The organism is Variovorax sp. 10L426 (genome assembly GCF_056395305.1).
This window is the reverse complement of record NZ_JBFTJF010000007.1, coordinates 202,074-227,193: the sequence shown is the minus strand read 5'-3', so window position 1 is coordinate 227,193 and position 25,120 is coordinate 202,074. Positions and strand designations below refer to the sequence as shown.

Genomic DNA, 25,120 nt, shown 5'->3' with positions numbered 1-25,120 from the left:
GCGTTGACCGCGCCGACATCCCGGGCAATCATCCGACCTCCCGCAACGGTTCACACGAGGTCTTCACATGGATACCCAGCTCGCAGGCAAGCTCGCACTGGTCTCCGGCAGCACCGCCGGCATCGGCCACGCCATCGCGACGGCCCTCGCTGCCGAAGGCGCGCGCGTCATCGTCAACGGCCGCTCGCAGGCATCGGTGGATGCGGCGGTCGCTGCAATCAGCGCCGGACCGGGCGGCGAGGTGCTCGGCTTCGCGGGCGACCTGAGCAAGCCTGACGTCGCCGAGGCGCTGCTGAGGCGCTTCCCGGGCATCGAGATTCTCGTCAACAACCTCGGCATCTTCGAGCCCAAGCCCTTCGAGGCGATCGACGATGCCGACTGGCTGCGCTTTTTCGATGTGAACGTACTGAGCGGGGTGCGCCTCGCCCGCCTTTGCCTGCCCGCAATGCGGCGCGCGAACTGGGGCCGGATCATCTTCATCTCCAGCGAGAGCGCGGTCCAGATCCCCGCCGAGATGATTCACTACGGCATGACAAAGACCGCGCAACTCGCCGTGTCCCGCGGGCTGGCCGAAGCGGTGGCCGGGACTGGCATCACGGTCAACAGCATCCTGCCCGGGCCCACCAAGTCGCGCGGCGTCGGCGATTTCGTCGACGCGCTGGCGAAGGCCGACGGCAAGACCTTCGATGAGTTCGAAAAGGAATTCTTCGAGAAAGTGCGGCCGACTTCGCTCATCAAGCGTTTCGCGTCGCCGCAGGAAGTGGCCTCGATGGTCACCTACATCGCCAGCCCGCTCTCGTCGGCGACGACCGGCGCTGCGCTGCGCGTGGACGGCGGCGTCGTGAAGAGCGCGGTCTGAGCATGGCGCCCGACGCGCTCCTCGCAAGCCAGATCGTCGTCAGGGTCTGCCTTTTCATCTTTGCCGCGATCGCCATGTTCGGCGGCACCTTGCAGATGGTCCTCGGACAGCCGGACACCAGTCCGCGCCTGGACAACGTCCATCGATTCATGGCGGGGATCTACCTGTCCATGGGATTCATCTGCCTGTGGGCGGGGATCACCGTGCGCGAGCAGGGCTTCCTGGTCTATCTGATTGCCCTGGGGGTTTTCATCGCCGGCTGCGGGCGGCTCCTGTCGATCGCCAAGGTAGGGCTTCCGAAGCCGGCCGGGGTCTGGATCGGCTATCTCGTTCCTGAACTGCTTCTTCCCTTCGTCCTGGCGGCGGCGCACGCCCTGTAGACGTAGAACGCTGTGAAATTCGGCGGCGTCGAAAAAGCAAAACGGCGGACTGATCGTCGGAGCTGGGGTGAAACGGATCAGAACTGCCCATGCTCCCGAAAGCTGTAGAACTCGCCATAGCCGATGATGATGAAGTCTTGCAGCAACATGTTGTGCAGCTTGCCGAGTTCATGCATACGCAACGCCACCTCGATATCCGCCTCCGACGGCCGGCATGTACCGGACGGGTGGTTGTGGACGACGATGAGCGTCGAGGCCCGCGCGAGCATGGCGTTCCTGAATATTTCCACGGGCTCGAGCACTGCGTGATGCGCCGTACCCATGGACGCCACCTCATAGGAAAGAACTTCCAGTTGAGGATTCAGATGCAGGACAACGACCTTCTCCTTCGTTTCGTCCTGCATGTCCTTGAACAGCTCGTAGACCTGCCTGGGGTTCTCCACGGGCTTGTTCAACAGGTCATCGTCCACCCGTTTGCGGGTGAACGTGACCTTGAGTTCCTTCAAATAAGCCATCTTGCCTGTCTCTTCGGTAATTCACGAGCGGAGGAAAGGCCCTCCCGCCGGGTTCCGCGGTTCAATGGTATCAACCGGCTCCTTCGCGATGTTGTTTCGCGTGGCCCCGCAGGGCGATGGGACAATCTCTCCCCATGACAAGCCACGCCGACACCCTCACCATCACCCGCCCCGACGACTGGCACCTGCACGTGCGCGACGGCGCAGCGCTCGAAGCCGTGGTGCCGCACTCCGCACGCCAGTTCGGGCGCGCGCTGATCATGCCGAACCTGCGTCCTCCCGTGACGACGGCCGACCAGGCCGTGGCCTACCGCGAACGCATCCGCGCCGCAGTGCCCGCCGGCATTGATTTCGAGCCCGTGATGTCGCTCTACCTGACCGACAAGCTGCCGCCCGACGAGATCGAGCGTGCTGCCGTAGCGGGCGTGCGCGCACTCAAGCTCTACCCTGCCGGTGCCACCACCAACAGCGATGCCGGCGTGACCGACATCAGGAAGACCTACGCCACGCTCGAAGCCATGCAGAAGCATGGCCTGCTGCTGCTCGTGCACGGCGAGGTGACGGACCCGGCCGTCGACCTGTTCGACCGCGAGGCTGTGTTCATCGACCGCGTGATGATCCCCTTGCGCCGCGACTTCCCCGAACTCAAGGTGGTGTTCGAGCACCTGACGACGAAGGAAGGCGCCCACTACGTGCGCGACGCGAGCCGCTTCACGGCAGCCACCATCACCGCGCACCATCTGCTCTACAACCGCAACGCCATCTTCACGGGCGGCATCCGCCCGCACTACTACTGCCTGCCGGTGCTCAAGCGCGAGACCCATCGCGTGGCGCTGGTCGAAGCGGCCACCAGCGGCAGCGACCGATTCTTCCTCGGCACCGACAGCGCACCGCACCCCGCGCACCTGAAGGAACACGCCCTCGGCTGCGCCGGCTGCTACACCGGGCTCACCGCGCTGGAGCTCTACGCAGAAGCCTTCGACAACGCCGGTGCGCTGGACAAGCTCGAAGGCTTCGCCAGCTTCCACGGCGCCGACTTCTACGGCATGCCGCGCAACAAGGGCGCCGTGACCCTGCGGCGCGAAAGCTGGACCGTGCCTGAAACGGTGCCGTACGGCGATGCGACGCTGAAGCCGCTGCGTGGTGGCGAACAGGTGAACTGGAGACTCGAATGAAATCGGACCAACCCGACAGCTACCGCATCGCGATGCTCATCGACGCCGACAACGCGCCGGCAGGAAAGATCGAGTTCATCCTGAGCGAGTTGTCGACGCTGGGAATGACCGACGTCCGCCGCGCTTACGGCAACTGGAAGAAAGAAGGTCTGCGCGGCTGGGAGGCCAAGCTGCATGACCATGCGATCCGACCCATGCAGCAGTACGACCTCGTGAAGGAAAAGAACGCGACCGATATCGCCATGGTGGTCGATGCGCTTGAACTTCTCTACGTCGATCGGCCGGACGCTTTCGCACTCGTGTCTTCGGACTGCGATTTCACGCCGCTTGTGATGCACTTGCGCGCCAAGGGCGCCGCCGTGTTCGGCTTTGGCGAACGCAAGGCGCCCAAGCCTTTCGTCAATGCGTGCACGCGTTTCCTGTACGTCGATCAGGTGCCTGAGGAGTCCGAGGTGGATTCGCCGGCCGCGAAGCCCGCGCCGCCGCTGCGCGTGCCACCCAACGAGCTCAAGCAAGACACGGCGCTCGTCAATCTGCTGCGCAGCGTCATCAAGGCCGCGGCCGACGAAGACGGGTGGGCGCGCGTCGGCGAACTGGGCCATCAGATCCGCAACCAGTCGTCCAAGCACTTCCTCAACTATGGTTACGGCAGCTGGACCAAGCTGCTCAAGGTGATCGACCTGTTCGAGTTGCGGGACGAAGGCAAGAACTCGGTGGCCGTGCGCGACCGCCGGCAGGCGAAGACGTACGGTAACTGAGGCGCCGGCCCGTGGATCGACCGGCCCATCTCGCGGTCGACTGGAGCCCGCCATGGCTTTCACCCTACCGCGAGCGCGGCGTGCGCCTCCAGGCGGCGCTCGACGGGGGAGCGCACGGCTGCGATGCGCTCAATGCGGCCGGCCATGCGCCCGTCCGCTTCGTTCCACAGGACGATCTGCCGGCCGGCACCGCCTACGAGGCCCACATCTTTGCGAGGCGCACGGTGCCGACGCGCCACAACCTGCATGACTTCTTCAACGGCCTCGTCTGGTCGCACTGCCCCGAAGCCAAACTGCGTCTGAATGAACTGCAGGCCGCCGAGATCGCCCGTGCCGGCGTGGGAGCGACGCGCGGACCGCTGCGCGACGCGCTCACGCTCTTCGATGAGAACGGCGCTGTGCTCGACGCGCCGCCGCCGCTGTGGGACGCGCTGCGTGCGCGCGACTGGCACAGCCTTTTCGTGAGCCGGCGCGTACTCTGGCGCCACGCACGGCTCCTGGTCTTCGGCCACGCATTGCTGGAAAAACTCACCTCGCCCCGCAAGGCCGCGACGGCCCATGTCCTCATCGCGCCGGGGGGAAATGCCTCGATCGCGCCCCACGATGCCGGCATAGTCTCGGCACTGGATCCCGCACACCTCGTGGCCAAGCCCTTCGTGCCGCTGCCGGTGCTCGGCGTGCCCGGGTGGTGGGTGCCCAATGAGAACTTTTCCTTCTATGATGATTCGGATGTTTTTCGTCCTCGCAGGGTCGCAGAACCAAGCTCAAATCCATAGGCCCTGCTGTTCCGCACCGCTTGAATCGGGGCCGTCCGGCCCCCAACTGTGCACACGTTTCCTCACGGAGAATCCAACTTGAAACGCATCCTTCTGTTCGTGCTGACCAACGTCATGGTGGTGGCGGTGCTGGGCGTCGTCGCAAGCCTGCTCGGCGTCAACCGCTTCCTCACTGCCAACGGACTCGATCTTTCTGCGCTGCTCGGTTTCGCGCTGATCATGGGCTTCGGTGGCGCGATCATCTCGCTGCTCATCAGCAAGCCGATGGCCAAGTGGTCGGCAGGCGTGCGGATCATCAACGACCCGCAGTCGCCCGACGAAGCCTGGATCGTGCAGACCGTGAAGAAGCTCGCCGACAAGGCTGGCATCGGCATGCCCGAGGTTGGCATCTTCGAAGGCGATCCCAACGCCTTTGCCACCGGCGCCTTCAAGAACTCGTCGCTGGTTGCCGTTTCGACCGGCCTGCTGCAGAACATGACCCGCGAAGAGGTCGAGGCCGTGATCGGCCACGAAGTGGCGCACGTCGCCAACGGCGACATGGTCACGATGACGCTGATCCAGGGCGTGATGAACACCTTCGTCGTGTTCCTTTCGCGCGTGATCGGCTATGCGGTCGACAGCTTCCTGCGCCGCGGCGACGACCGCAATTCGGGCCCCGGCATCGGCTACTTCGTGACCACGATCGTGCTCGACATCGTGCTCGGCTTTGCCGCTGCGATCGTCGTGGCCTGGTTCTCGCGCCAGCGCGAATTCCGTGCCGATGCGGGCTCTGCGCAACTGCTGGGCCGCAAGCAGCCGATGATGAACGCGCTGGCCCGGTTGGGCGGACTGACTCCGGGCGAGTTGCCGAAGTCCGTCGAAGCGATGGGCATCACCGGCAAGCTGGGCAGCTTGTTTGCGACGCACCCGCCGATCGAACAGCGCATTGCCGCATTGCAGAACGCGCAGGGTTGATTCGACGACGGCCTGTGCTGAACCTCTTGGCTTAGCGCAACAGGGCTTCGTAGTGCGCCGCGAGCGCATTGACGAGTTCTACGATTTCGGGCGCATTCTCACGCCAAATCGCTGCTACCCCGATCTGAAAATAAGACGCTTCCTTGATCGTCTTGTAGACGACGTTCTTGCGACGGACGGCGCGAAGTGAGCCCGGTATGAGCGCCACTCCCTGGCCTGCGGCTACCATGGCCAGGAGCACATGGTGCTCCGCCGGCTCAGGCGCGCGCTCCGGCGAGAAGCCGAAGCGGCGGAAGCCGCGCTCGCAATGGTCGTAAAAGGCCGGGTTGAGCTTGCGGTCGAACCAGAACAGAGTGTCCTGTTGGATCTCGGTGAGCGAAACCTGGCGTCGAGAAGCGAGTGGATGAGACGTCGACATCGCGACCACGAGCGGGTCCTTGCACAACTGGCGGCTCAGCATGCCCTCCATGTCGGCGGGTGTTCCGATTAGTGCAAGATCGAGCACCCCCTTGAAGACGTCCTTGATACAACGGATCGAGATCTGCCGCTTGATCATGATTTCGCTGGAAGGAAAGCGAGATTCGACAATCTGGCCGACCGCTGAAAAGAAGTCGGGATCAAGGGCCACCGTCACGCCGACACGGAGGCTGGCGCGAACCATCGGCGCTTTCGAGCGTACGGACTCGAACACCTCGCACGAGTGCTCCAGCAGTAGCCGTGCCTTCTCGAGAAAGCGCCGGCCCTCTTCGGTCAGGAGCACGCCCTGACGATCGCGGACGAATAGTGGTGACTTGAGCAACTCCTCCAGGCGGCGGATCTGCCGGCTGAGCGGCGGCTGCGTTATGAACAGGCGCGCGGCGGCGCGCCTGAAGTTGAGTTCCTCTGCGACGGCAACGAAGCTGCGCAGCTGCTTGAGGCTGAATTCCCGACTCATGGCGACTCCCTGATCTCTTGTTGTTGCTCCCCTAAGGGCGGAGCGAATGTCCAAAAGGGTATCAACAAAAGTGGCATTGGTTGACCAGCGTGGTGTCGACTAACGTTGACCTACGTCGAATCACCGAGCCACCATGACTGACAACCCTACTTACCTCTGCGGCCTTGAAAACTTGCGCCGCATCGAGGGCAACAACACTCCGGCCATCCTCGACACGCTGGACGACATCGCGCCCGACCTGGGCGAGATGATCATTCGCTTCGTTTATGGCGAGATCTACAGCCGGAACGGACTCGATCTCGCGCGACGCCAGTTGGTAACCGTTGCTGTGCTCGCCGCTCTGGGCAATGCCCGCCCGCAGCTGAAATTCCATTTGACTGGTGCCCTGCTTGCCGGATGCACTCCGACACAGCTGGTCGAGACGATGATTCATCTGGCCGTCTACGCCGGCTTCCCGGCCTGCTTAAACGGGATGTTCGTGTTGAAGGAGATCTTCGCGGAACGTGGCATCACGGCGCCAGCGTCGCCCGCAGCGGATTCCAGTTCCAGACGCTACGACACCGGCTGGGCGACCCTGCAGCGCATCGACGGCGAGGCCGGAGAGCGCGTCATCCAGTCGTTGCACGATATCTGCCCTGACCTCGGGCGGATGATCATCGAGTTCAGCTTCGGCGAGATCTACGGTCGTGCCGGGCTCGACCTGCTCGATCGCGAACTTGTGACCGTCGCCTCGCTCGTCGCCTTGGGCACAGCTGTGCCGCAGCTGCAGGTGCACGTCCACGGGCTGCTCAACGTCGGGGGCACGCGCGCGCAAGTGGTCGAGGCCGTCACGCATGTTGCAGCCTATGCCGGGTTTCCCGCGGCCATCAATGGGATGCTGGTCGTCCAGGACGTCCTCCGCGAACGCGGGCAATGAGCGCCGCCAAACGGTTCCCCTTCAATCAGTCAACTTTGCTCAGGGAAAAGCATGTCCTCCAAAATCATCATCGCTAGCGAAATCCAGGCCTTGCCAGGTCGCCAATCATCTCTCGCGGCCGCATGGGCCCAAGTCGCGTCTCGAATGCCCGCGGAAAGAAGCGAGCTCTATGCATGCACCGAAGGGAATAGCGTGCTGCAACTCATCGCCCTCGATGAACTCGACTCGGTCAGCTCATTTCATGCAACCTGGCGCGAGGAATGGCAAGCCTTGGCGCCTGACGCGGCAAGCGACTTCAACCGGCAGGTCTTCGAGTTTGTCGAAGCCCCGAAAGACTGCGCCGAGCCACTGCCGCGTACGCCGTGGCTGCAACTACGCCACGTCGAGGTGCCGCCGGCTGTCCACGCGGATTACAGGGCTTGGCGTGATCGCACCATTTTCGATGTGGTACGCCATGCGCCAGAGGTTGAGACCTTTTTGGCTTACCACTCCGTGATCAGTTCGGAGCCAGGGGTGATGTTCTTCTCCGGTTTCAGCTGCGAGTTGGAAGCCTATCAATCCGTGTTCCAGTCGGAACGCTACGTCGACATCGTGCGCCAGGCTGGGTCGCGCTTCATCACCGGTGGGGATAGGGGGCTGTACACGCGGTTCTATCGCCGGATGGACCTCTGAGGTCGCTATGAAATCGACTATCAATCGGCTTTATCCGGCCGGTGTTGCGTTGGTCAGCGGCGCAAGCGGGGCAATTGGATCGGCCGTTACTGCTCGCTTGGCTAACGCAGGCATGCAGGTGGTAATGCTCGGGCGCGATGAAGAGCGCCTGCGAGTGGCCCGCGATGCACTTGGGGCAAACGCGATCTCGCGGAAACGCGTACACACGGCAGTCATCAACATCGGCGCGAGCGACGGCTTTGACGCCGCGTTCGCCGGAATCTTGGCGCGTTTCCCACGCATCGACCTGCTCGTGCATGCCGCTGGGTCCGGCCCGTTGGGCGACCTCTTGGAAAGCACGGAGCAGCAGTGGCAGGATGGCCTTCAGGGCAAGCTGATGGGCGCGGTGCGCCTCGCGCGTGCCGTGTGCCGGCCAATGGCCGCCGCGGGAGGCGGTCAGGTCATCCTCGTGAACGGCGTGTTTGCGAAGGAGCCGGATCCGCTGTTCCCGATCAATAGCACCGTGAACTGTGCCCTGCTCGGATTCGCGAAGGCGATCTCGCGGGACATCGCTCGTCGTGGCGTGCGCGTCAATGTGGTCAGCCCTGGCCCTGTGGAGAGCCCGCTTTGGCGTGACACCATCGCGGCACTCGCAAGGCGGCTGGGCACAACATTAGAACAAGCGGACCGCGCCGTGATCGACCGCATCCCGCTAGGTATGCTGGCCTCGCCTGACCACGTGGCAAGCGCCGTGGAGATGCTGGTGAACCCGTGCAGCGACTACCTGAACGGCGCTGTTATCGATGTCGACGGTGGCCTCACCGCCGCCCTCTGACCAACGATGACTTTCGCCATGTCGACAAATCATCCCGCCGCGCCGCAACCGGGCTCAATGTTAATTTCCATCGCGGCCTGCATGACGACTTGCATTGCCGTGGCCGCGGTATACCTGTTGCAACCGGTGCTCGCCGAACTCGCGGCGCACATGGGCATCGCACCTGCCGATGCCCGCCTGGCGTTCGGTATTGTCAGTCTCGCTTATGCCGTCGCCTTCTATTTCGTCGGCCCCTTGTCCGACCGTTGGGACGCGCGTGCCATGTCGCGCGCAGGCCTCTTGGCCTGCGCCGCAGCGACCTATGCCGCAGGCTGGTGCACTTCCGACTTCCACCTGTTTCTCGTGATCCTTCTCGTGCAGGGCGTCGCTGCGGCGATGGTGCCCGCGGCGATGTTCGCCATCGTGCCTCGGATCGTTCCCAAGGAGCAGATCGGGACCTACTTCGGTCTCGTCCTCGCTGCTACCGTGGCCGGCATCACCACAGGGCGCGCGAGCATGGGACTGCTCGCCGCGCACCTGGGCGTAGACGGTGCTCTGCGGGCCTTCGCTGTCCTGTTGCTGCTTGCGGCCGCGGTCAACCAGGCACTGCCGACGCTGGCGCCGCCTCGCCAGGCGGGCTCTTTAGCTGTGGCATACATGCGCAGCGTCTCGGTTCTGACCAACGCCTCGACGGCAAGGTTGTTCCTGGTTGGCTTCTTGATGTTCTTCGGCTATCTCGGCACGCTGACCTTTCTGACTCTGCGTCTGCATCAGCCACCGTTCAGCTACGACGCTGCGTCGATCGGCGCCTTCAGCTTGCTGGGATTGAGCGCGCTCTTGGGGGCGCCGCTTTCCGGCCGTCTTGCGGGCCGCTTCGGCTCGCTGTCAGTTGCGCTCGGCGGCTTGTCGATCGTGTTGTGCGCGGTACTCACGCTCGGCGCCGCCGCTGGTAGCGCGGCGCTCGGCACGGGGCTCGTCTTGCTGTTCCTCGGCGTCTTCGCGAGCCAACCGGCACTTCTCATGCGAATCACGCAGCACGTTGAACCGACCCGCCGAGGAGCTACCTCATCGCTCTACCTATTGACCTGTTTGAGCGCGGGCAGCTTGGCAAGCACTGCTCTCGGACCCCTTTGGACCGCCTCCGGCTGGTCAGGAGTCATCGCCGCAGCCACCCTGTCGGTCGGGGGCGCGATTGCCGCACTGCTCTTGGATCGCCGCAGCACACAGGCGACTGATCTCATGAGAGAGACATTTTCAAACCGAGGAGAGAACCCATGAAATCCATATTCGTTGTTGGCGATAAGTTTCGCGAATTCGCCAAGCATGATTGCGTCCTGACGCTTGCGCAGTTCGAGCAGCTATCGAGAACAATGGCGTTGGGCCGCGTGCTTTCAGATGCCGTCGTCGTGCCGGGGCAGGGGCTCTCTGAGTCGCAAGTCCTTCAGGTCAAACAGATGGCGATGCAGGCCCAGGACGGTGTCCCTGGGGTCGAACGCCTGCGGGGCCTCTCGCAGCGCCCAGTGCGGGCGAGCCGGCTGCTGACCCACAAGCGTCGCATCGAGAACGCCATCATTTCCACTCCTGTGCGCCTCGGCCCCGACTCATTCGAGGCCGAGCTATTGTTGGATGAGCGCTCTGAGTTGATGGGAGACCACCAAACCGGGCAGCACATCCAGGGCATGGTGCTAATCGAGGCAGCGCGCCAGATGTTCCTTGCCGTGACCGAAGAATTCTTCATTGGCTGCGACGACAACTCGGGTTACTACTTCGTGATTGACAACATGGAGGTCGCGTTCCAGAGATTCGTCTTTCCGGTCGGCGCGAGCCTTCGTTACGAAATCCTGGACAAGCGCGTGGATAACCGGGCTCGCATGCACTTCAAGGTGGCAATCGAGGTCGGCCAGGCGGGAAAGCGCGCAACCCGAATCGGCTTCGAGTTCACGGCCTTCTTGGCCAGCCGTATCGAGGTGAAGGAGACCGAGCAGGCGGCGAGGGTGCTCGATACCGTGGGCGAATGGATGGGCGTCTATTGCGCAAGCCGCGCGTCCTGCTCGCCGGCGGCGCCAGTTGCCCGGGGCGCAGACTCAGGCGGTGCAGGACGCAGGGCTGAGGTCGCACGATGAACGCGACCTACGACCTCAGCGTCACTACCCAGGGCCCTTCCTACCCGCCGAGCGAGGTCATGAACGTCGACGGCGATTTCGTCGTCATTGGCCGGGTGAACGAGTCCAGCGTGGACGGCGGCGTCCGCTCGACCTGGAGGCGCGCGATTGTTTCGGCACGTTCGCCGGTGCCGGCGTTCGGCAGCAACGTTCCGTACGAGATCGTGCGCTGGCTTCCCGATCGCCTGGACGAGGTCGACCGAGCCATGGTCCTGCACACCCTACCGGTGCCGCTTCCCTGCAACAACTATCCAATGACGTTTGCACCCGTTCAGCGACCGCACGCCGCCACCGAACGGCGACCAAGTTATCCGTTCCACCTCGTTCCGATTCCAGATCTGCGTCTTGAAGATGGACGCCGCCGGAATGATCCGGTGACATTGGGTCAATGGGTCGAGGCCACCGGCCAACTGCGCGTGGGCACTGACGCTTCCGGCAGGACGGCAACGTTCGAACTGGAAATGTCCGGACTGATCCCCGACAGCCTCTACACCGTGATGAGTCTGCGCAGCCGCGACCTCGATCAGGCCGCGCCAACCCGCCCCGGCCCGCTCGGCGTGCCTAACGTGTTCGTAAGCGACGAGCGCGGCCGGGGACGCTACAAGGTGACGCTGCCGAATCCATTCCCAGACGCGTGTCTGGGTGGTGCGAACCGTATCGTGAACGTCATCGTACTGTGGATGAGCTATCAGATGAACTACGGCGGCGCCATTGGGCTTTACGGCCTCGGCGGCGACATCCATGCGCAGCTCAAGCTCCAAGACCCGGGCTTCGAGCAATTCACGACCAAATCGAACTGAGGAGAGTCCCGTGCCCATCATTTCCGTCATGACCTGGCCGACTCTCGGCGACGACAGCAGCAAGGCGCTCATCGAGGCGCTCACGCGAGCCACCCGCGAGGTCACAGGCGCACCGCTTGACAAGATCACCGTGCTGATTCAAGAGATCCAAACAAACCGCTGGGGTGAAGGCGGCACGCTCGGAAGCGACCCGGATTTCGCTACCCTGAGCCGGCGCCGATCGCCCTGAAGTACCCGTTCCGGCAGACCTATCCAAGGAGGAATTAAAAATGACAAAAGCTTTCGCGTTTTTCGATGTAGACGGCACCTTGCTGAAAGGCAAGAGCATGTTCGAGTTCAACCAGGCCTGGTACAGCGGCTGGAGCCAGATGCAGTCGCCGCATCCGGAGTTCGAACCGCAGGATGTGGTCGCCATCCTAAGCACGCTGATCGAGTCAGACGTGCCGCGCGAGGTTGTCAACCGCCGCTACTACGACTTCTTCGCCGGCCGCCCCGTAGACTTGGTCGAGTCCTGCGGGCGAGCCTGGGCCACGCGCCATGCACGTCAACCGTCGAGCTTCCACCAGGAGGTGCTCGCTGAACTGGAGCGCCTGCGCGCGCAAGGCATCGAGCCAGTGCTCGTCTCGGGCTCCTTCGAGGAACTCCTGCGGCCGATCGCGGAGTACCTTCGTGTCTCCCATGTGCTGGCGACTCGCTTGGTCCATGACGGTTGCAAGTACACAGGGAAGTTCGTGCCACCGCAGACCATCGGAGCGGGCAAGGCCATCGCGATCCGACAGTTCCTCACGGAGCAAGGCGTTGCGGCGGCCGATTGCTGGGCATTTGGCGACGATCTGTCAGACGCCCAGATGCTTGAGGCGGTCGGGCACCCTGTAGCCGTGATCGGTGATCCACGGCTGGGGGAGCTTGCCCGGACGCGCGGCTGGCCGCAGCGGCTGATCGCAGCGGTGGACGAAGTTGCACGGGCACGGGCCGTCTCGCTGGTCCAGAGGGCGACAGTGGTCGCCTGAGCGGTCTGTCGCGCACGGCGCGCTCCCGCCTTGTCGGCGCCGCGTACGCGAGGTGGACGGATCGCCTGCACGCATCGACTGAATCTCGGGCGGCGAGCCTCCACCCGATAGATTGGCACGGTAGTTAACCCCAATTTCGAGGACCTATGGTCTTTTTCAAGCGCTTCGCATCGGCCGGCCTTGCCGCGCTTATCGCAGTTTCTGCCTTCGCGGCAGAGCCAACCAAACCGTGGACCAGCATTGCAACAGTTGGCGCTTTTTCTGCGCCGACTGGCTTGGCGTACGATGCCGGCGGGGGCTTGTATATCACTGAATGGTCAGCGCATCGAGTCATGCACGTTGACCTGGCAGGCGTCAAGCGGCTCATCACTGACCAGATCCAGTCGCCCTCTGGCATTGCGGTGGATCGCCACGGGGTGATTTATGTGTCGTCCTACTCGGGCGGAGTGGTCCATCGCTTGTCTCCGGGCGGAAAACCCGCGATGTTTGTTCGAGGTCTCCGCACTCCGGCGGGCCTCTCCATCGGACAAGACGATACCTTGCTTGTCGCCGATCGGGGGCTCAACCAAGTTTTGCGCGCGGATGCGACGGGTAACACGCGGGTCATAGCGGATGGGCTGCCGACGCCCGTTGGTGCCGTGGAGTTTGCCGATGGCGCGCTGGTTGTCGCAAATTTGGCTGGCAGCGTCTTGGAGATTCGACCCGATGCTACGCGGCGCGAGCTAACTGGAAAGCTAGGCGCACCCGCGGTTGGCATCGTGGCAGACGGGCCCGATGCTGTACTTGTGCCTGATTACGGCGGCACTTCGGTGTGGCGTGTCACCAGAGACGGCTCCGCGAGGGCATTGATTCAGGACCTGCGCGGCCCGGTGGCGATGGCTCGGTCCCCCGAAGGCTCGGAAGTCGCCGTGGGCAATTGGGGCGATGGCGTGGTGCGGCGCTACCGGCGCGGAAATTGACGACGAGCGCCGAGCGCTCCACTAGGGTACGCCAAGGTACATCGGCGTGAAAACACTGCGGGCAGGAGGAAAGCGCACGCTTCCGAGTTCGCCCAAGGAGGGAAAGTGAATCGTGCCGAAGTCCCAGTTGGACAGTCCGCCGGATCAATTTTGCGAGGCCACGCTGAGCGCCACGGCCTCACCCACCTTGATCCCGTCGACCCCTGCCGACAGAATCCCCCCCGCATAGCTCGCGCCTTCCCCCGCGGGGTACAGCCCGCGCACGTTGAGGCTCTGGAAGTCCTCCCCGCGCGTGATCTTGATCGGCGACGAGGTCCGGGTCTCGACGCCGGTCAGCACCGCGTCGTGCAGGTCGAAGCCCTTGATCTTGCGTCCGAAGGCCGGGAAGGCTTCGCGCATGGCCTCGATCGCATAGGCGGGGAGGGCGGCATGGAGATCGCCCGGCGTCACGCCCGGCTTGTACGAGGGCTCGACGCTTCCGAGCGCCGTCGAGGGCTTGCCCGCAACGAAGTCGCCGACCAGTTGCCCCGGCGCGCGGTAGTCGCCGCCGCCGAGCACGAAGGCGGTGGACTCCAGAGCGCGCTGCATCTCGATGCCGGCCAGCGGCGAGCCGGTGCGCCCTTCTTCCCATCCGGGATAGTCGTGCGGGTCGATGCCCACCACGATGCCCGCGTTGGCGTTGCGCTCGTTGCGCGAATACTGGCTCATGCCGTTGGTGACCACGCGGCCCGGTTCGCTGGTCGCGGCCACGACGGTGCCGCCGGGGCACATGCAGAAGCTGTACACCGAGCGACCGTTGCTCGCGTGATGCACGAGCTTGTAGTCGGCCGCGCCCAGCAATGCGTGGCCGGCGTGCCGGCCCCAGCGCGCGCGGTCGATCAGGCCCTGCGGATGCTCGACGCGGAAGCCGATCGAGAAGGGCTTGGCCTCGATGTGCACGCCACGTTCGTGCAGCATGGCGAAGGTGTCGCGCGAACTGTGGCCGAGCGCCATCACCACGTGATCGGCGCGCAACTCGCTGGTCTGGCCGGTGCGCTGGTCGAGCACGGTGAGGCCGCGCAGGTGCCTGCCCTCGGGCCCGTCTTCGATCAGCACGTCGGTCACGCGTTGTTCGAAGCGGATCTCGCCGCCGAGCGCGGTGATCTGCTCGCGCATGTTCTCCACCACCTTCACGAGCTTGAAAGTGCCGATGTGCGGATGCGCGACATAGAGGATCTCGGGCGGTGCGCCGGCCTTGACGAACTCTTCCATCACCTTGCGGCCGAGAAAGCGTGGGTCCTTGATCTGGCTGTAGAGCTTTCCGTCGGAGAAGGTGCCGGCGCCGCCTTCGCCGAACTGCACGTTCGATTCCGGATTCAGCACGCTCTTGCGCCAGAGGCCCCAGGTGTCCTTGGTGCGCTGGCGCACGGTCTTGCCGCGCTCCAGCACGATGGGCCTGAAGCCCATCTGGGCCAGCACGAGCGCGGCGAAGATGCCGCAAGGGCCGAAGCCGATCACCACCGGCCGCAGCGGCAGCGCCGCCGGCGCTTGCGCGGGCGCCTGCCATGTCATGTCCGGCGTCGGAACGATGCGGGGGTTTTCGGCGAACTTGCGAAGCAGTGCGGCTTCGGTGGCCGGGTCGGCGAGCGTCACGTCGACGATGTAGACCTGCAGCAGTTGCGCCTTGCGCGCGTCGAAGCTGCGCTTGAAGATGCTGAACTCGCGCACGGTGCCGGACGGGGTGCCGAGCACGGCGTCGATGGCTGCGGGGAGGGCCGCTTCGTCGTGGCCGAGCGGCAGTTTGATTTCGGAGATTCGCAACATGGGGGGTGGCTTGGGTCTATCAAGCAGAGGCCGGATCATAAATCCCCGAACTGAATGAAAAAATGACCTGCGGCGCGCATATTGCGCCGCAGGTCATTCGGTCGGGGGAATGGTGCGATCAGGCTTCGATCACGCTTCCGAAACGGCTTCCGAGCCCAGTCGATCGGCATCCGCCTCCACGCGCTTGAGCGCACGGCCACGGAAGCTCGACCAGGTCACGCCGATCAGCAGCATGGCCGACAGCGCGATGAAGGCGGCGCTGATGGGGCGCTGCACGAACACGCCGACGTCGCCGCGGGACAGCAGCATGGCGCGGCGGAAGTTCTCTTCCACCATCGGCCCGAGCACGAAGCCCAGCATGATCGGCGCCACGGAGAACTCCAGCGTGATCAGCAGAGCGCCGATGACGCCGAAGGCCAGCACTTCCCAGATCTGGAACAGGCTGTTCTGCGTGCTGAAGACGCCCACCGCGATGAAGAACATCGCCGACGGGAACAGGTAGCGGTAGGGCACCTGCAGCATCTTGACCCACACGCCGATCATCGGCACGTTCAGGATGATCAGCAGCACGTTGCCGATCCAGAAGCTGGCGATCAGGCCCCAGAAGATGTCCGGATGCTCGGTGATGAGCTGCGGTCCGGGGGCGATGCCCTGGATCATCAGTGCGCCGAGGATCAGCGCCATCACCGCGTCGCCCGGAATGCCCAGGCTCATCGTCGGGATGAAGTCGACCTGCGTCTTCGAGTGCGAGGAAGCTTCGGGCGAGGCCACGCCGGCGATCATGCCGGTGCCGAACTTCTCCGGCGTCTTCGACACCTTGCGCTCGAGCGCATAGGCGATGAAGGTGGTGATCGTCGGGCCGGTGCCGGGCATAGCGCCGAAGACGGTACCCACCATCGTGCCGCGGACCATCGGCCAGAAGGCTTCCTTCAGCTCGGCCAGGCTCGGCCGCATGTCGCGCATGCGCAGCGTGGTGTTGGCGCTGATGACCGTCATGCGGTTCACGTTCAGCAGGAAGTCGGCCACGCCGAACAGGCCCATTGCGATCGCCACGAGTTCCAGGCCGTCGCTGAGTTCGGGAATGCCGAACGAGAAGCGGAAGCTGCCGGAGTTCACGTCAGTGCCGACCACGCCGCAGAGCAGGCCGAACAGCGTCATGGCGACGCCCTTCAGCGGCGAGCCGCGCGACATGGTGGAACCCGCCAGCAGGCCCAGCAGCATGATCGAGAAGATCTCGGTCGGTCCGAACTTGAAGGCCACGGCCACCAGCAGCGGCGACGCGAAGATCATCACCAGGATGCCCACCGACGCCGCGAAGAAGGACGCGATCATCGTGATGCCGAGCGCCGTCCCGCCCTTGCCTGCCCGCGTCATCGGATAGCCGTCGAGACAGGTCACTGCGTGCGGCGGATGGGAGGGCAGGTTCAGCAGGATGGCGCCGATGGCGCCGCCGTATTGCGAGCCGTAGAAGATGCCGGCCAGCATCAGGATGGCCGGAACCGGGTGCATCGCGTAGGTCAGCGGCAGCAGGATCGAGATCGCCGACAGCGCCCCCATGCCGGGCAGCACGCCGATCAGATTGCCGACCAGCACGCCGAAGAACGACCACATCAGGTTCGTGCCCTGGAAGGCGACGCCGAACCCGAACCAGAGATCATGGAGAGACTGCATCATGATTTACATCCCCCACTGGAAGAGCGGAAGCTGCAAGCGCAGCGCCCACCAGAACACGATCACCGCGACGATGCACATCGACAGCGCCAGCAGGATGGCCTGCGTGATGGTGTTCGTGCGGTCGCCCAGCGCCGAGATGAAGACGATGGCGAAAGTCGCCGGGACCAGCCCGCCATACACGCCCACCAGCAGGAAGGCCAGCACGCTCAGGATGATGCAGATGCCGCCGCGCAGGTCGGGAAGGCCCGCTCCATGGCCATGGCCGACGGCGATCTTGGAGGAACTGCCGCTGTCGGACCGGGCGGTGATCGCGATCAGCAGGCCGGTGATGGCCAGCAACGCGCCGATGGCGACCGGAAAGAAGCCGGGGCCCATGCGGGCCGGCGTGCCGGTCCGGTAATCAAGCCCCGCGTAGACCGCGATGAGCCCGACGAACACCATCAAGGCGCCGCCGTAGTAGTCCTTCTTGACCTTCGATGTGAGAGGCTTCATTGCTGCCCCCCGAGCCTGTGGCCCGTATGCCTGCGTTGGCACTGCATGTTTGTCTCCTTTGTCGCATGCGGTGTGCACGCTGAGCGAAGGGCAGTCTAGGAATCAAGGCTTCCAATCTGCTTTCAGTGCGAGGCGGCCTCTTCAAAATACGTGTTATCACTTATCGGGTTGAACCGCACACGGCAACCTCAGCGCGGCGCGCAATCCGCCCGGCAGACCATCGAGCGACGGGGCGTCGCCGAGCGTGATTTCGCCGCCGTTGCGTTGCGCATAGGCGTGTGCGATGGCGAGCCCCAGGCCGGCGCCGCGGCGCTCTTCGGGACCGGCCGTATCCGAGCGCTGGAAGCGTTCGAAAGCCGCGGCGCGCCGGCTCTCGGGAATGCCGGGGCCGGTGTCGCAGACCTCGGCTTCGACCCAGTCGCCGTCGAAACGAACCGCCACGGTGACATGGCCGCGAGCGGGCGTGTACTTGATCGCGTTGTGCACCAGGTTCGACAGCGCCTCGTGCAGCTCGGCAGCGTTCGCGGCGACCGGCGCGACCGGTGGCTGGACAGCGCCGCTGTCGTCGGGTTCGTGGTCCGCGTCGTCGGAAGCGGCATCCCCGCGTGCGTCGATCCAGCCGAGATCCTGGTTCTTCTCGTGCGCGAGCGGCAGGTGCTGCAGCACGACCTCCCTGGCCACGGCGTTGAGATCGGCGATGGGCATGGGGCCGGCGTCGGATGCGGCCTCGCTCGCGTGGGCGAGGGCCAGCAGCTGCTCGCTCAGGCGACGGGCGCGCACCAGCTGGGCAACGATGGCGCGCAACGTCTCGCGCGTGGTTTCGGGATCGCGTTCGCGCAGCGCATAGCCGGCCTGCGTCAGCATGATGGCGAGCGGCGTGCGCAGTTGATGCGACGCATCGGCGAGAAAGCGCGATTGCTTGGCCAGCAGGTCCCCCTGGTTGGCGATGTGGTGGTTCACCGCCTCGACCAGCGGTGCGACTTCGTAAGGCACGTCGCGCGCGTCGAGCGGCTGGAGGTCGCCCGGCGCGCGTGTCGCAAGGGACCGGCGCAGGCGCTCCAGTGGCCGCAGCGACAGCGCCACGCCGAGCCACACCAGCACGACCATCACGGCCACGACCCGCACGTCGTTCCACATCGCCTGGTGCCATGAATCCGCCAGCGCCTGCTGGCGGAAGCCCGTGCTTTCCGCAGCCTGGCTGAGCACGCGGTATCCCTTGGTTTCGTCGATGCGGACGGTGCGGCGTATCGCCGCGATGCGAACCGGATAGCCGCGGTAGGTCGCGTCGTAGAACTGCGGAATGTCGTCCGGGCCGGGCGGCGGGGGCGGGAGATCGGAGACGCCCACCAGCGTTTCCTCGGCAGGCGCCGTATTGCCGCCGCCCTTGCTCGACAGTGGCGTGTAGCCCACGTGCAGATGCTTGTGGATCGACCGGGTCGACTCGAACATCGACTGGACCGAAAACGCGGCATCGACACGCGGCTTCAGGTCGTCACCGATCGCAATGCTGTCGTTCAGTGCTTCGACCGGTTCGATGAGTGTCTGGTCGTAGGCGTCCACGACGACCCGCGAAACGGTGCGGTAGTCGATCCACGTATCGATCGCCAGCAGTGCGACGATCACCGGCAGCAGCATCGCGAGCAGCAGCGTCCGGATGCCGATGCGGCGCGATTCAGCCATCGTCCGAGACCGCGGAGACGTCTTCCAGCATGTAGCCGAGGCCGCGCACGGTGGTGATGCGCACGTCGCTGTCTGCCAGCTTGCGGCGCAGCCGGTGCAGCACCAGTTCGATCGCCGCCGGGCCGACCTCGCTGTCGTGGGGGAACACCTTGCCCGAGAGGCGCTGCTTGCCGACCGGCGAGCCGCTGCGCAGCAACAGCGCGGTGAGGGCCGCGTGCTCCCGCGGCGTGAGCGCCAGCAGGTTGCCTTGGAGCATGAAGGCGTGGCTTTCGCTGTCGTAGGTCAGCGAGCCGCAGTGCATGCGCGGATGCTGCGTGCCGCGGCTGCGCCGCACCAGCGCCGTGAGACGCGCTTCCACTTCTTCGACCGCGAAGGGTTTGCTGAGGAAATCGTCTGCGCCCAGATGCAGGCCCCGCACCCGGTCCTGCAGCGAGCCTTCGGCCGTCAGCACCAGCACCGGCGTGCGGTCGCCTTCGTCGCGCATGGTGGAGAGCAGCATCAGGCCGTGCTTGTCGGGCAGGCGCAGGTCGAGCACGACGGCGTCGTATTCGTTGCCGGCCAGCAGGGCCTCGGCCGTGCGCGCATCGGGCGCATGGTCGGTGACGAAGCCGCTTTGCTTCAGGGCGCGCACCAGCCACGCGGCGAGTTCGGCTTCGTCTTCTACCAGCAGGATGCGCATGCAGGCGTGGTGTCTTGGTTGTCCCTGCTCACGCGGGCAGGAATCCGTCGACCGACAAGTAGCGCTCGCCGGTGTCGTAGTTGAAGCCCAGCACCACCGCATTCGGCGGCAGCGAGGGCAGCTTCTGCGCGATGGCGGTCAGTGTCGCGCCGGAAGAGATGCCGACGAGGATGCCTTCCTCTTGCGCGCAGCGCCGCGCCATCTCGCGCGCGGGTTCGGCATCGACCTGGAGCACGCCGTCGAGCAGCGAGGTGTCGAGGTTCTTCGGGATGAAGCCCGCGCCGATGCCCTGGATGGGGTGGGGCGAGGGCTGTCCGCCGGAAATCACCGGCGAGGCCACCGGCTCCACCGCGAAGACCTGGAGCTTCGGCCACTTCTGCTTGAGGATCCTGGCGCAGCCGGTGATGTGCCCGCCGGTGCCCACGCCGGTGATCAGCACGTCGATGCCTTCGGGGAAGTCGTCCGCGATTTCCTGGGCCGTGGTGCGTTCATGAACCTCCACGTTCGCCGGATTGTTGAACTGCTGCGGCATCCATGCGCCGGGCGTGCCGGCGACGATCTCTTCCGCACGGGCGATGGAGCCCTTCATGCCCTTTTCGCGCGGCGTGAGATCGAAGCTCGCGCCGTAGGCCAGCATGAGCCGGCGGCGCTCGACGGACATGCTGTCGGGCATCACCAGGATCAGCTTGTAGCCCTTGACGGCCGCCACCATCGCGAGGCCGATGCCGGTGTTGCCCGAGGTCGGCTCGACGATGGTGCCGCCGGGCTTGAGCGCGCCGGAGCGTTCGGCATCCTCGACCATCGACAGCGCGATGCGGTCCTTGATCGAGCCGGCCGGGTTGGCGCGTTCCGATTTGATCCAGACCTGTTGCGTGGCGTGGCCGAACAGGCGCTGGATGCGGATGTGCGGCGTGTTGCCGATGGTTTGCAGGATGTTGTCAGCTCTCATGATCGTTGCTCGCCCCCAGGCTTCGCGCACTTCGTGTCGCTTCGCCAACCCCCTGCCGGGGGCAATACCGGCGGCCCGGCGAAGCCGGTTCCGCGGTATTTCTGGATTTGGCGTGCTTGCGAAGAGCGGTGGACTGGTACCGGGCCAATGAATGAATCGGAGCGCCATTGTGGCGATAATCGCCGGGTGAAGCACGCTGGACCGCCGCTGGTGCAAGTCTCGAAAGAGCGCACTGGAGGAACGTCCGGACTGCACAGGACAGCGCAGGAGCTAACGGCTCCCCACCGCGAGGTGAGGATCAGAGCAACAGAGACGAGTCGGCCGGGGGCAACCCAGGCCGGGTGAAACGGGCAATCTCTGCGCGCAGCAACACCAAGTAGGCCAGCGTCGATGTGGTTCCGCAGAGCTGGCGGGTAGGTGGCACCGAGCCGTTTGGCGACAAACGGCCCAGAGTAATGGCGGTCACGCTGAAGGACCCGGAAGGGACTTCAGTGCACAGAATCCGGCTTATAGGTGTGCTTCACATTTTCATTTGGCTCGCCCCCAGGTTGCCCGGCACTTCGTGTCCGGGCGCCCACCCCCTACCGGGGGCAACACCGGCGGCCCGGCAAAGCCGGTTCCGCGGTGTTTCACGAACTGGCCGGGCTTCGCCGGCCCTCGTTCAGAAGCGTTCTTGGGGGGAGAGGTAGCGCCACTGGTTTGGCAGCAGGCCTGCCAGGGGTACGCGGCCGATGCGGATGCGCTTCATGGAGAGGATTTGCAGGCCCGCTTCGTCGCACAGGTGCGCGATCTGGCCTGGGCGGGCACCCTTGAGGGCGAAGCGCAGGCCGGTGTGGCCTTCGGCTTGCTGGCTGACGCTGACGCGGGCCGGCGTGCGCTCGAAGCGGGCCAGCGTCTCGGGGCCTACGGGGCCCGCTACGTCGACCATCACTTCGTGCTCCAGGATGCCGGCGTCTTCCTGCAACTTGCGCTCGATGCGCCATTCCTGGGTATAGACGAGCAGGCCGCTTGCGCCGGTCTCCAGGGCCGTCATGCAACGCTGTGCGGCCACGTGGCGTGGCAGGAAGCGCAGGCCGGCGCGTTCGGGTTCCTGGTGGTTGGCGGCCACCAGCAGGCGGTGGGCGTGGTCGGTCGCCATGCCGGCGGGCTTGTGCAGGAGAAGGGTCACAGGGACTACCGGCTCGGGGCGCGCGCCGGCTTCTATTTCGACGTGCTGGTGCGCATGCACGCGCGACTGCGGCAGGAGTGCGGGTTCACCGTCGACGCGCACGGCGCCGTTCTCGATCAGGAGTTCGGCTTCGCGCCGCGAGCAGCCCGCGAGCGCGGCGACGCGCTTGGCCAGGCGTATGCCGTCTTCGGCGTCGGTCACGTGGGCATCCTCATTCCTTCGCCGTCTGCCGGATGCGCTCGACGTGCGCGGCCAGCGAGCGTGCGGCCACGGGCCACATGCGCTGCGGCACGTCGTCGTAGGCGATCGGCAACCAGTCCTCCGGCGTGCCCTGGGGAAGCTTGCGCATGGCGGCCGCGATCTTGGCTTCGCGCTTGAGGCGGTGTGCCTTCAGGTAGGCCAGGGCCGCGCGCGCTTCGCCCAGCACGTAGCCGTGGGCGGGCAGGATGAATGAGAGTCCGCCTTCGGCGCACGCGGCGTCGAGCTTGTCGAGCGATGCGAGGTAGGCGTTCATGTTGCCGTCCGGGGGGTCGATCACGGTCGTGCTGCCGTTCAGCACGTGGTCGCCGGAGAACAGCAGGCCGTCTTCTTCAAGCACCAGGCAGACGTGGTTGGCCGCGTGGCCCGGCGTGTGGATCGCGCGCAGCGTGTGGGTGTGGGCCGCGGAGGTCAACACGATGTGCTCGCCGTCCTTGAGCACGCGGTCGGGCGTGAACCGGGCCGTGGCCCGCGCGGTGGACGCCGACGCCAGACCGACGATGGGCGGCGGGGTCTTGCACAGCTTCTGCAGCGGCTGGGCGCCGGGCGAATGGTCTGCGTGCGAATGCGTGCAGACGATCACGCGGATGTCGCCGTGCGTCGCGCGCCAGAGGCGGCCGATGTGGTCGAAGTCGTTCGGTCCCGGGTCGATCACGATGTAGCCGGTCGCGGCATCGCCCACGATGTAGGTGTTGGTGCCGGGGCCGGTCATGGCGCTGGGGTTGGGCGCGGTCAGGCGCTGCACGTTCTTCAGAAGCGGCACAGGGTGCTCGCTTTGCCAGTCGAGCGCATGCACGAGTTGGCCGTCGGGGCTGACCATCGCGAGTTCACCGAAGGGCGAATCGGTCTCCATGTAGCGCGCCTCTTGTCCCTTGAGCATTCCGGCGCGCGGGCAACTCGTCCATAGCGGGCCCTCGCCGCCGTGGCGGTTGGCGCAGGCGTAGATCACGGCGTCCACCGTCTTGTAGGCGGCGAGTCTTTCGAGCGTGCGCAGCGTCGGGAAGATCATGAAGAAACTGCCCGCCGCGTGGCGTGCGAGCGCGTCTTCGGGACGCACCCAGCAGGGCTCGAACTGCTCGGTCTCGTCAGCCGTGGGTGTCTGGCCCTCGGGCATCCGCGCCACCAGGAAGGGCACATCGAAGCGCTTGGGCAGGTCGCGATCGGTGATCCAGTGAGCGAAGGTATAGACGCGGTCGGTGGACAGCAGCAGGCCGAGTTCGGCGCACTGGTCCGCGAACGCGACGGTCGTCGTGGCCGTGCTGCGATCCATCGACGCGACTTCTTCGGCGCTCACCGGCCGGCCGTCGGGGTGATGGGCGAGCAAAACGCCGAGTTCCTCGAAGCTCTCGCGGACGGCGGCGATGGCCTGCGTGAGTTGCGTGCGGCTCTGGGTGCGCCGGCGCGTTGCGATGGGGCGGGCGGTGGTGTCGCTTTCGTCGATGCGTCCTCCCGGGAAGACGTAGGCGCCCGGCGCGAAGCTCGCGGTCGCGGAGCGCCGGGTCATCAGCACCTCGATGCCTTCTGGCGTATCGCGCAGCAGGAGCACGGTGGCGGCGGCGCGCAGCGGAGCCGGTTCGCGTTGGGGGTGAAGCAGTTGGGTAGGACGGACCATGATCCGGGATTATCGGGAGAAGCCCGCCGGCGCGTGCGACGCGGTTTTGGGGGGCATAAGCTTCTGTGCGATTCTTCATGAGCAAGACGCCACAATTCCGCCCTTCCTCACTTGTCACGAAAAGCCTTCATGACCGAATCTTTCACCGGACGCGCACTTCGTCTCCTGATGCTCTCGACACTTGCCCTGTGCGCCGCCACACCGGCCTTTGCGCAAGTCGACTGGCCGCAGCAACCCGTCACGCTGATCATGGGCTTCCCTGCCGGCTCGGGCGTCGACGTCGTCGCGCGCATCATCCAGGAGCCGCTGCAGCGCAAGCTCGGCCAGACGGTGGTGATCGACTACAAGTCGGGCGCAGCCGGCAACATCGCCAGCGAATACGTCGCGCATGCCAAGCCCGACGGCTACACGCTGGCCTTCGGCACCGCTGCCACGCACGGCAGCAACGCAGCGCTCTACAAGAAGCTGCCCTTCGACGTCGAGGCCGACTTCGTCCCGGTGGCGCCGGTGCTCGACGTGTCGAACGTGCTCACGATCAATCCTGATGTGATCAACGTGAAGACGCTCAAGGAGTTCGTCGATGTGGTGAAGGCGAACCCCGGCAAGTACAACTACGCGTCCACCGGCAACGGCGCCGGCACGCACATGGCCTTTGCCGAGTTCAATTCGCGGCTCGGCCTGAACATGGTGCATGTGCCCTACAAGGGCGGCCCCGAGGCCATCACCTCGGTCGTGCGCGGCGAGACCTGCTGCATCATGAACCAGGTGCAGACCGTGCTGCCGCAGTACAAGGCCGGCAAGGTGCGGCTGCTGGGCGTCACCACCGCGAAGCCCGTCGCGGCCATCAAGGAGGTGCCGACCATCGCGTCGAGCGGACTGCCTGGCACCCAGGACTTCGACAGCTCGATCTGGTTCGGCGTCTTCGCGCCGAAGGGCACCGACCCGCGCATCGTGGAGAAGCTCAATGCCGCCATCCAGTCCGTGCTCGAACAGCCCGAGATCCGCGAAAAGTTCGAGAACCAGGGCAACACCATCCGCATCGAGTCGCCCGCGCAGTTCAAGCAGACCGTTCACGCCAACCGCGTGAAGTGGGCCGAGGTCACCAAGGCGGCCAACATCCACATCGACTGAGTTGGCCGGGC

The 25,120-nt window shown here is 65.2% G+C and carries 26 protein-coding genes and 1 other RNA gene; 17 read left to right on the top strand and 10 right to left on the bottom strand.

Annotation, left to right across the window (positions count from 1 at the left end; genetic code table 11):
• The first annotated feature begins 67 nt into the window (after positions 1-67).
• Together AC1DHL_RS12825 and AC1DHL_RS12820 are read left to right on the top strand one after the other, a co-directional pair.
• Entirely contained in the window at positions 68-859 is a 792-nt protein-coding gene (locus tag AC1DHL_RS12825) for an SDR family NAD(P)-dependent oxidoreductase (protein WP_478104451.1), read from the top strand.
• 2 nt (positions 860-861) lie between these two features.
• Positions 862-1,239, top strand: a complete 378-nt coding sequence (locus AC1DHL_RS12820) for a DUF4345 family protein (RefSeq protein ID WP_478104452.1) — start codon at positions 862-864, stop codon at positions 1,237-1,239.
• Between the two features lie 77 nt (positions 1,240-1,316).
• Here AC1DHL_RS12820 and AC1DHL_RS12815 read toward each other — a convergent pair whose 3' ends face one another.
• Positions 1,317-1,754 carry a JAB domain-containing protein gene (locus tag AC1DHL_RS12815; RefSeq protein ID WP_478162204.1) on the bottom strand — a complete coding sequence of 146 codons (438 nt, stop codon included), beginning with the start codon at positions 1,752-1,754 and terminating at the stop codon, positions 1,317-1,319.
• Positions 1,755-1,888: 134 nt separating this feature from the next.
• On the opposite strand from AC1DHL_RS12815, the gene pyrC reads away from it, so the two are divergent.
• From pyrC to htpX, 4 genes are all read left to right on the top strand, one after another.
• Entirely contained in the window at positions 1,889-2,929 is a 1,041-nt protein-coding gene (gene pyrC / locus AC1DHL_RS12810) for a dihydroorotase (RefSeq protein ID WP_478162203.1), read from the top strand.
• Positions 2,926-3,687: an NYN domain-containing protein gene (locus tag AC1DHL_RS12805; RefSeq protein ID WP_478162202.1), complete on the top strand. Its 762-nt coding sequence runs from the start codon at positions 2,926-2,928 to the stop codon at positions 3,685-3,687. Before pyrC ends, AC1DHL_RS12805 begins: the two co-directional genes overlap by 4 nt.
• An 11-nt stretch (positions 3,688-3,698) precedes the next feature.
• Entirely contained in the window at positions 3,699-4,463 is a 765-nt protein-coding gene (locus tag AC1DHL_RS12800) for a DUF3025 domain-containing protein (protein WP_478162201.1), read from the top strand.
• Between the two features lie 78 nt (positions 4,464-4,541).
• Entirely contained in the window at positions 4,542-5,417 is an 876-nt protein-coding gene (gene htpX / locus AC1DHL_RS12795; RefSeq protein ID WP_478162200.1) for a protease HtpX, read from the top strand.
• 31 nt (positions 5,418-5,448) lie between these two features.
• Here htpX and AC1DHL_RS12790 read toward each other — a convergent pair whose 3' ends face one another.
• Complete coding sequence (locus AC1DHL_RS12790; RefSeq protein ID WP_478104460.1) at positions 5,449-6,351, bottom strand: LysR family transcriptional regulator; 903 nt, start codon at positions 6,349-6,351, stop codon at positions 5,449-5,451.
• 133 nt (positions 6,352-6,484) lie between these two features.
• On the opposite strand from AC1DHL_RS12790, the gene AC1DHL_RS12785 reads away from it, so the two are divergent.
• The 9 genes from AC1DHL_RS12785 to AC1DHL_RS12745 all read left to right on the top strand — a co-directional run bounded on the left by AC1DHL_RS12785 (position 6,485) and on the right by AC1DHL_RS12745 (position 13,663).
• A complete protein-coding gene (locus tag AC1DHL_RS12785) occupies positions 6,485-7,267 on the top strand; it encodes a carboxymuconolactone decarboxylase family protein (protein WP_478162199.1) in 783 nt (260 codons plus the stop codon).
• A 51-nt stretch (positions 7,268-7,318) separates the two neighbouring features.
• Complete coding sequence (locus AC1DHL_RS12780; protein WP_478162198.1) at positions 7,319-7,939, top strand: hypothetical protein; 621 nt, start codon at positions 7,319-7,321, stop codon at positions 7,937-7,939.
• 7 nt (positions 7,940-7,946) lie between these two features.
• Positions 7,947-8,753 (top strand): SDR family oxidoreductase, encoded by an 807-nt coding sequence (locus AC1DHL_RS12775; RefSeq protein WP_478104464.1) that lies wholly within the window; start codon positions 7,947-7,949, stop codon positions 8,751-8,753.
• A 6-nt stretch (positions 8,754-8,759) separates the two neighbouring features.
• Positions 8,760-10,010 (top strand): MFS transporter, encoded by a 1,251-nt coding sequence (locus tag AC1DHL_RS12770; RefSeq protein ID WP_478162197.1) that lies wholly within the window; start codon positions 8,760-8,762, stop codon positions 10,008-10,010.
• Complete coding sequence (locus tag AC1DHL_RS12765) at positions 10,007-10,855, top strand: AfsA-related hotdog domain-containing protein (protein ID WP_478104467.1); 849 nt, start codon at positions 10,007-10,009, stop codon at positions 10,853-10,855. The genes AC1DHL_RS12770 and AC1DHL_RS12765 overlap by 4 nt, the downstream gene beginning before the upstream one ends.
• The gene (locus tag AC1DHL_RS12760) at positions 10,852-11,694 is read left to right on the top strand and encodes a hypothetical protein (protein ID WP_478104468.1); all 843 of its coding nucleotides are present in this window, start codon (positions 10,852-10,854) and stop codon (positions 11,692-11,694) included. The genes AC1DHL_RS12765 and AC1DHL_RS12760 overlap by 4 nt, the downstream gene beginning before the upstream one ends.
• A 10-nt stretch (positions 11,695-11,704) precedes the next feature.
• Positions 11,705-11,923 carry a tautomerase family protein gene (locus AC1DHL_RS12755; RefSeq protein ID WP_478162196.1) on the top strand — a complete coding sequence of 73 codons (219 nt, stop codon included), beginning with the start codon at positions 11,705-11,707 and terminating at the stop codon, positions 11,921-11,923.
• Between the two features lie 40 nt (positions 11,924-11,963).
• A complete protein-coding gene (locus tag AC1DHL_RS12750) occupies positions 11,964-12,704 on the top strand; it encodes an HAD family hydrolase (protein WP_478104470.1) in 741 nt (246 codons plus the stop codon).
• Between the two features lie 146 nt (positions 12,705-12,850).
• A complete protein-coding gene (locus tag AC1DHL_RS12745) occupies positions 12,851-13,663 on the top strand; it encodes an NHL repeat-containing protein (RefSeq protein WP_478162195.1) in 813 nt (270 codons plus the stop codon).
• A gap of 144 nt (positions 13,664-13,807) precedes the next feature.
• Here the strand turns inward: AC1DHL_RS12745 and AC1DHL_RS12740 are convergent, their stop codons facing one another.
• From AC1DHL_RS12740 to cysK, 6 genes are all read right to left on the bottom strand, one after another.
• On the bottom strand, positions 13,808-15,466 hold the full coding sequence (locus AC1DHL_RS12740) for an NAD(P)/FAD-dependent oxidoreductase (protein ID WP_478162194.1): 1,659 nt from the start codon (positions 15,464-15,466) through the stop codon (positions 13,808-13,810).
• A gap of 129 nt (positions 15,467-15,595) precedes the next feature.
• Positions 15,596-17,140: a tripartite tricarboxylate transporter permease gene (locus AC1DHL_RS12735; RefSeq protein ID WP_478162193.1), complete on the bottom strand. Its 1,545-nt coding sequence runs from the start codon at positions 17,138-17,140 to the stop codon at positions 15,596-15,598.
• A gap of 3 nt (positions 17,141-17,143) precedes the next feature.
• Positions 17,144-17,632, bottom strand: a complete 489-nt coding sequence (locus AC1DHL_RS12730) for a tripartite tricarboxylate transporter TctB family protein (protein WP_478104476.1) — start codon at positions 17,630-17,632, stop codon at positions 17,144-17,146.
• Between the two features lie 156 nt (positions 17,633-17,788).
• Positions 17,789-19,312 (bottom strand): sensor histidine kinase, encoded by a 1,524-nt coding sequence (locus AC1DHL_RS12725; protein WP_478162192.1) that lies wholly within the window; start codon positions 19,310-19,312, stop codon positions 17,789-17,791.
• Complete coding sequence (locus AC1DHL_RS12720) at positions 19,305-19,991, bottom strand: response regulator (RefSeq protein ID WP_478162191.1); 687 nt, start codon at positions 19,989-19,991, stop codon at positions 19,305-19,307. The genes AC1DHL_RS12725 and AC1DHL_RS12720 overlap by 8 nt, the downstream gene beginning before the upstream one ends.
• A 28-nt stretch (positions 19,992-20,019) precedes the next feature.
• On the bottom strand, positions 20,020-20,940 hold the full coding sequence (cysK, locus tag AC1DHL_RS12715) for a cysteine synthase A (RefSeq protein WP_478162190.1): 921 nt from the start codon (positions 20,938-20,940) through the stop codon (positions 20,020-20,022).
• 188 nt (positions 20,941-21,128) lie between these two features.
• Here cysK and rnpB point away from each other — a divergent pair.
• Positions 21,129-21,466, top strand: an RNA gene (rnpB, locus tag AC1DHL_RS12710) — RNase P RNA component class A.
• A 135-nt stretch (positions 21,467-21,601) separates the two neighbouring features.
• On the opposite strand, the gene AC1DHL_RS12705 is transcribed toward rnpB, so the two are convergent.
• Both AC1DHL_RS12705 and AC1DHL_RS12700 read right to left on the bottom strand, forming a co-directional pair.
• Positions 21,602-22,309, bottom strand: a complete 708-nt coding sequence (locus AC1DHL_RS12705; RefSeq protein WP_478162189.1) for an RNA pseudouridine synthase — start codon at positions 22,307-22,309, stop codon at positions 21,602-21,604.
• Between the two features lie 10 nt (positions 22,310-22,319).
• Positions 22,320-23,978 (bottom strand): MBL fold metallo-hydrolase, encoded by a 1,659-nt coding sequence (locus tag AC1DHL_RS12700; protein ID WP_478162188.1) that lies wholly within the window; start codon positions 23,976-23,978, stop codon positions 22,320-22,322.
• A 168-nt stretch (positions 23,979-24,146) separates the two neighbouring features.
• Between AC1DHL_RS12700 and AC1DHL_RS12695 the strand changes: the two genes are divergently transcribed.
• Positions 24,147-25,109, top strand: coding sequence for a Bug family tripartite tricarboxylate transporter substrate binding protein (locus AC1DHL_RS12695; RefSeq protein ID WP_478162250.1), 963 nt, complete (start codon positions 24,147-24,149; stop codon positions 25,107-25,109).
• The last annotated feature ends 11 nt before the right edge of the window (positions 25,110-25,120 follow it).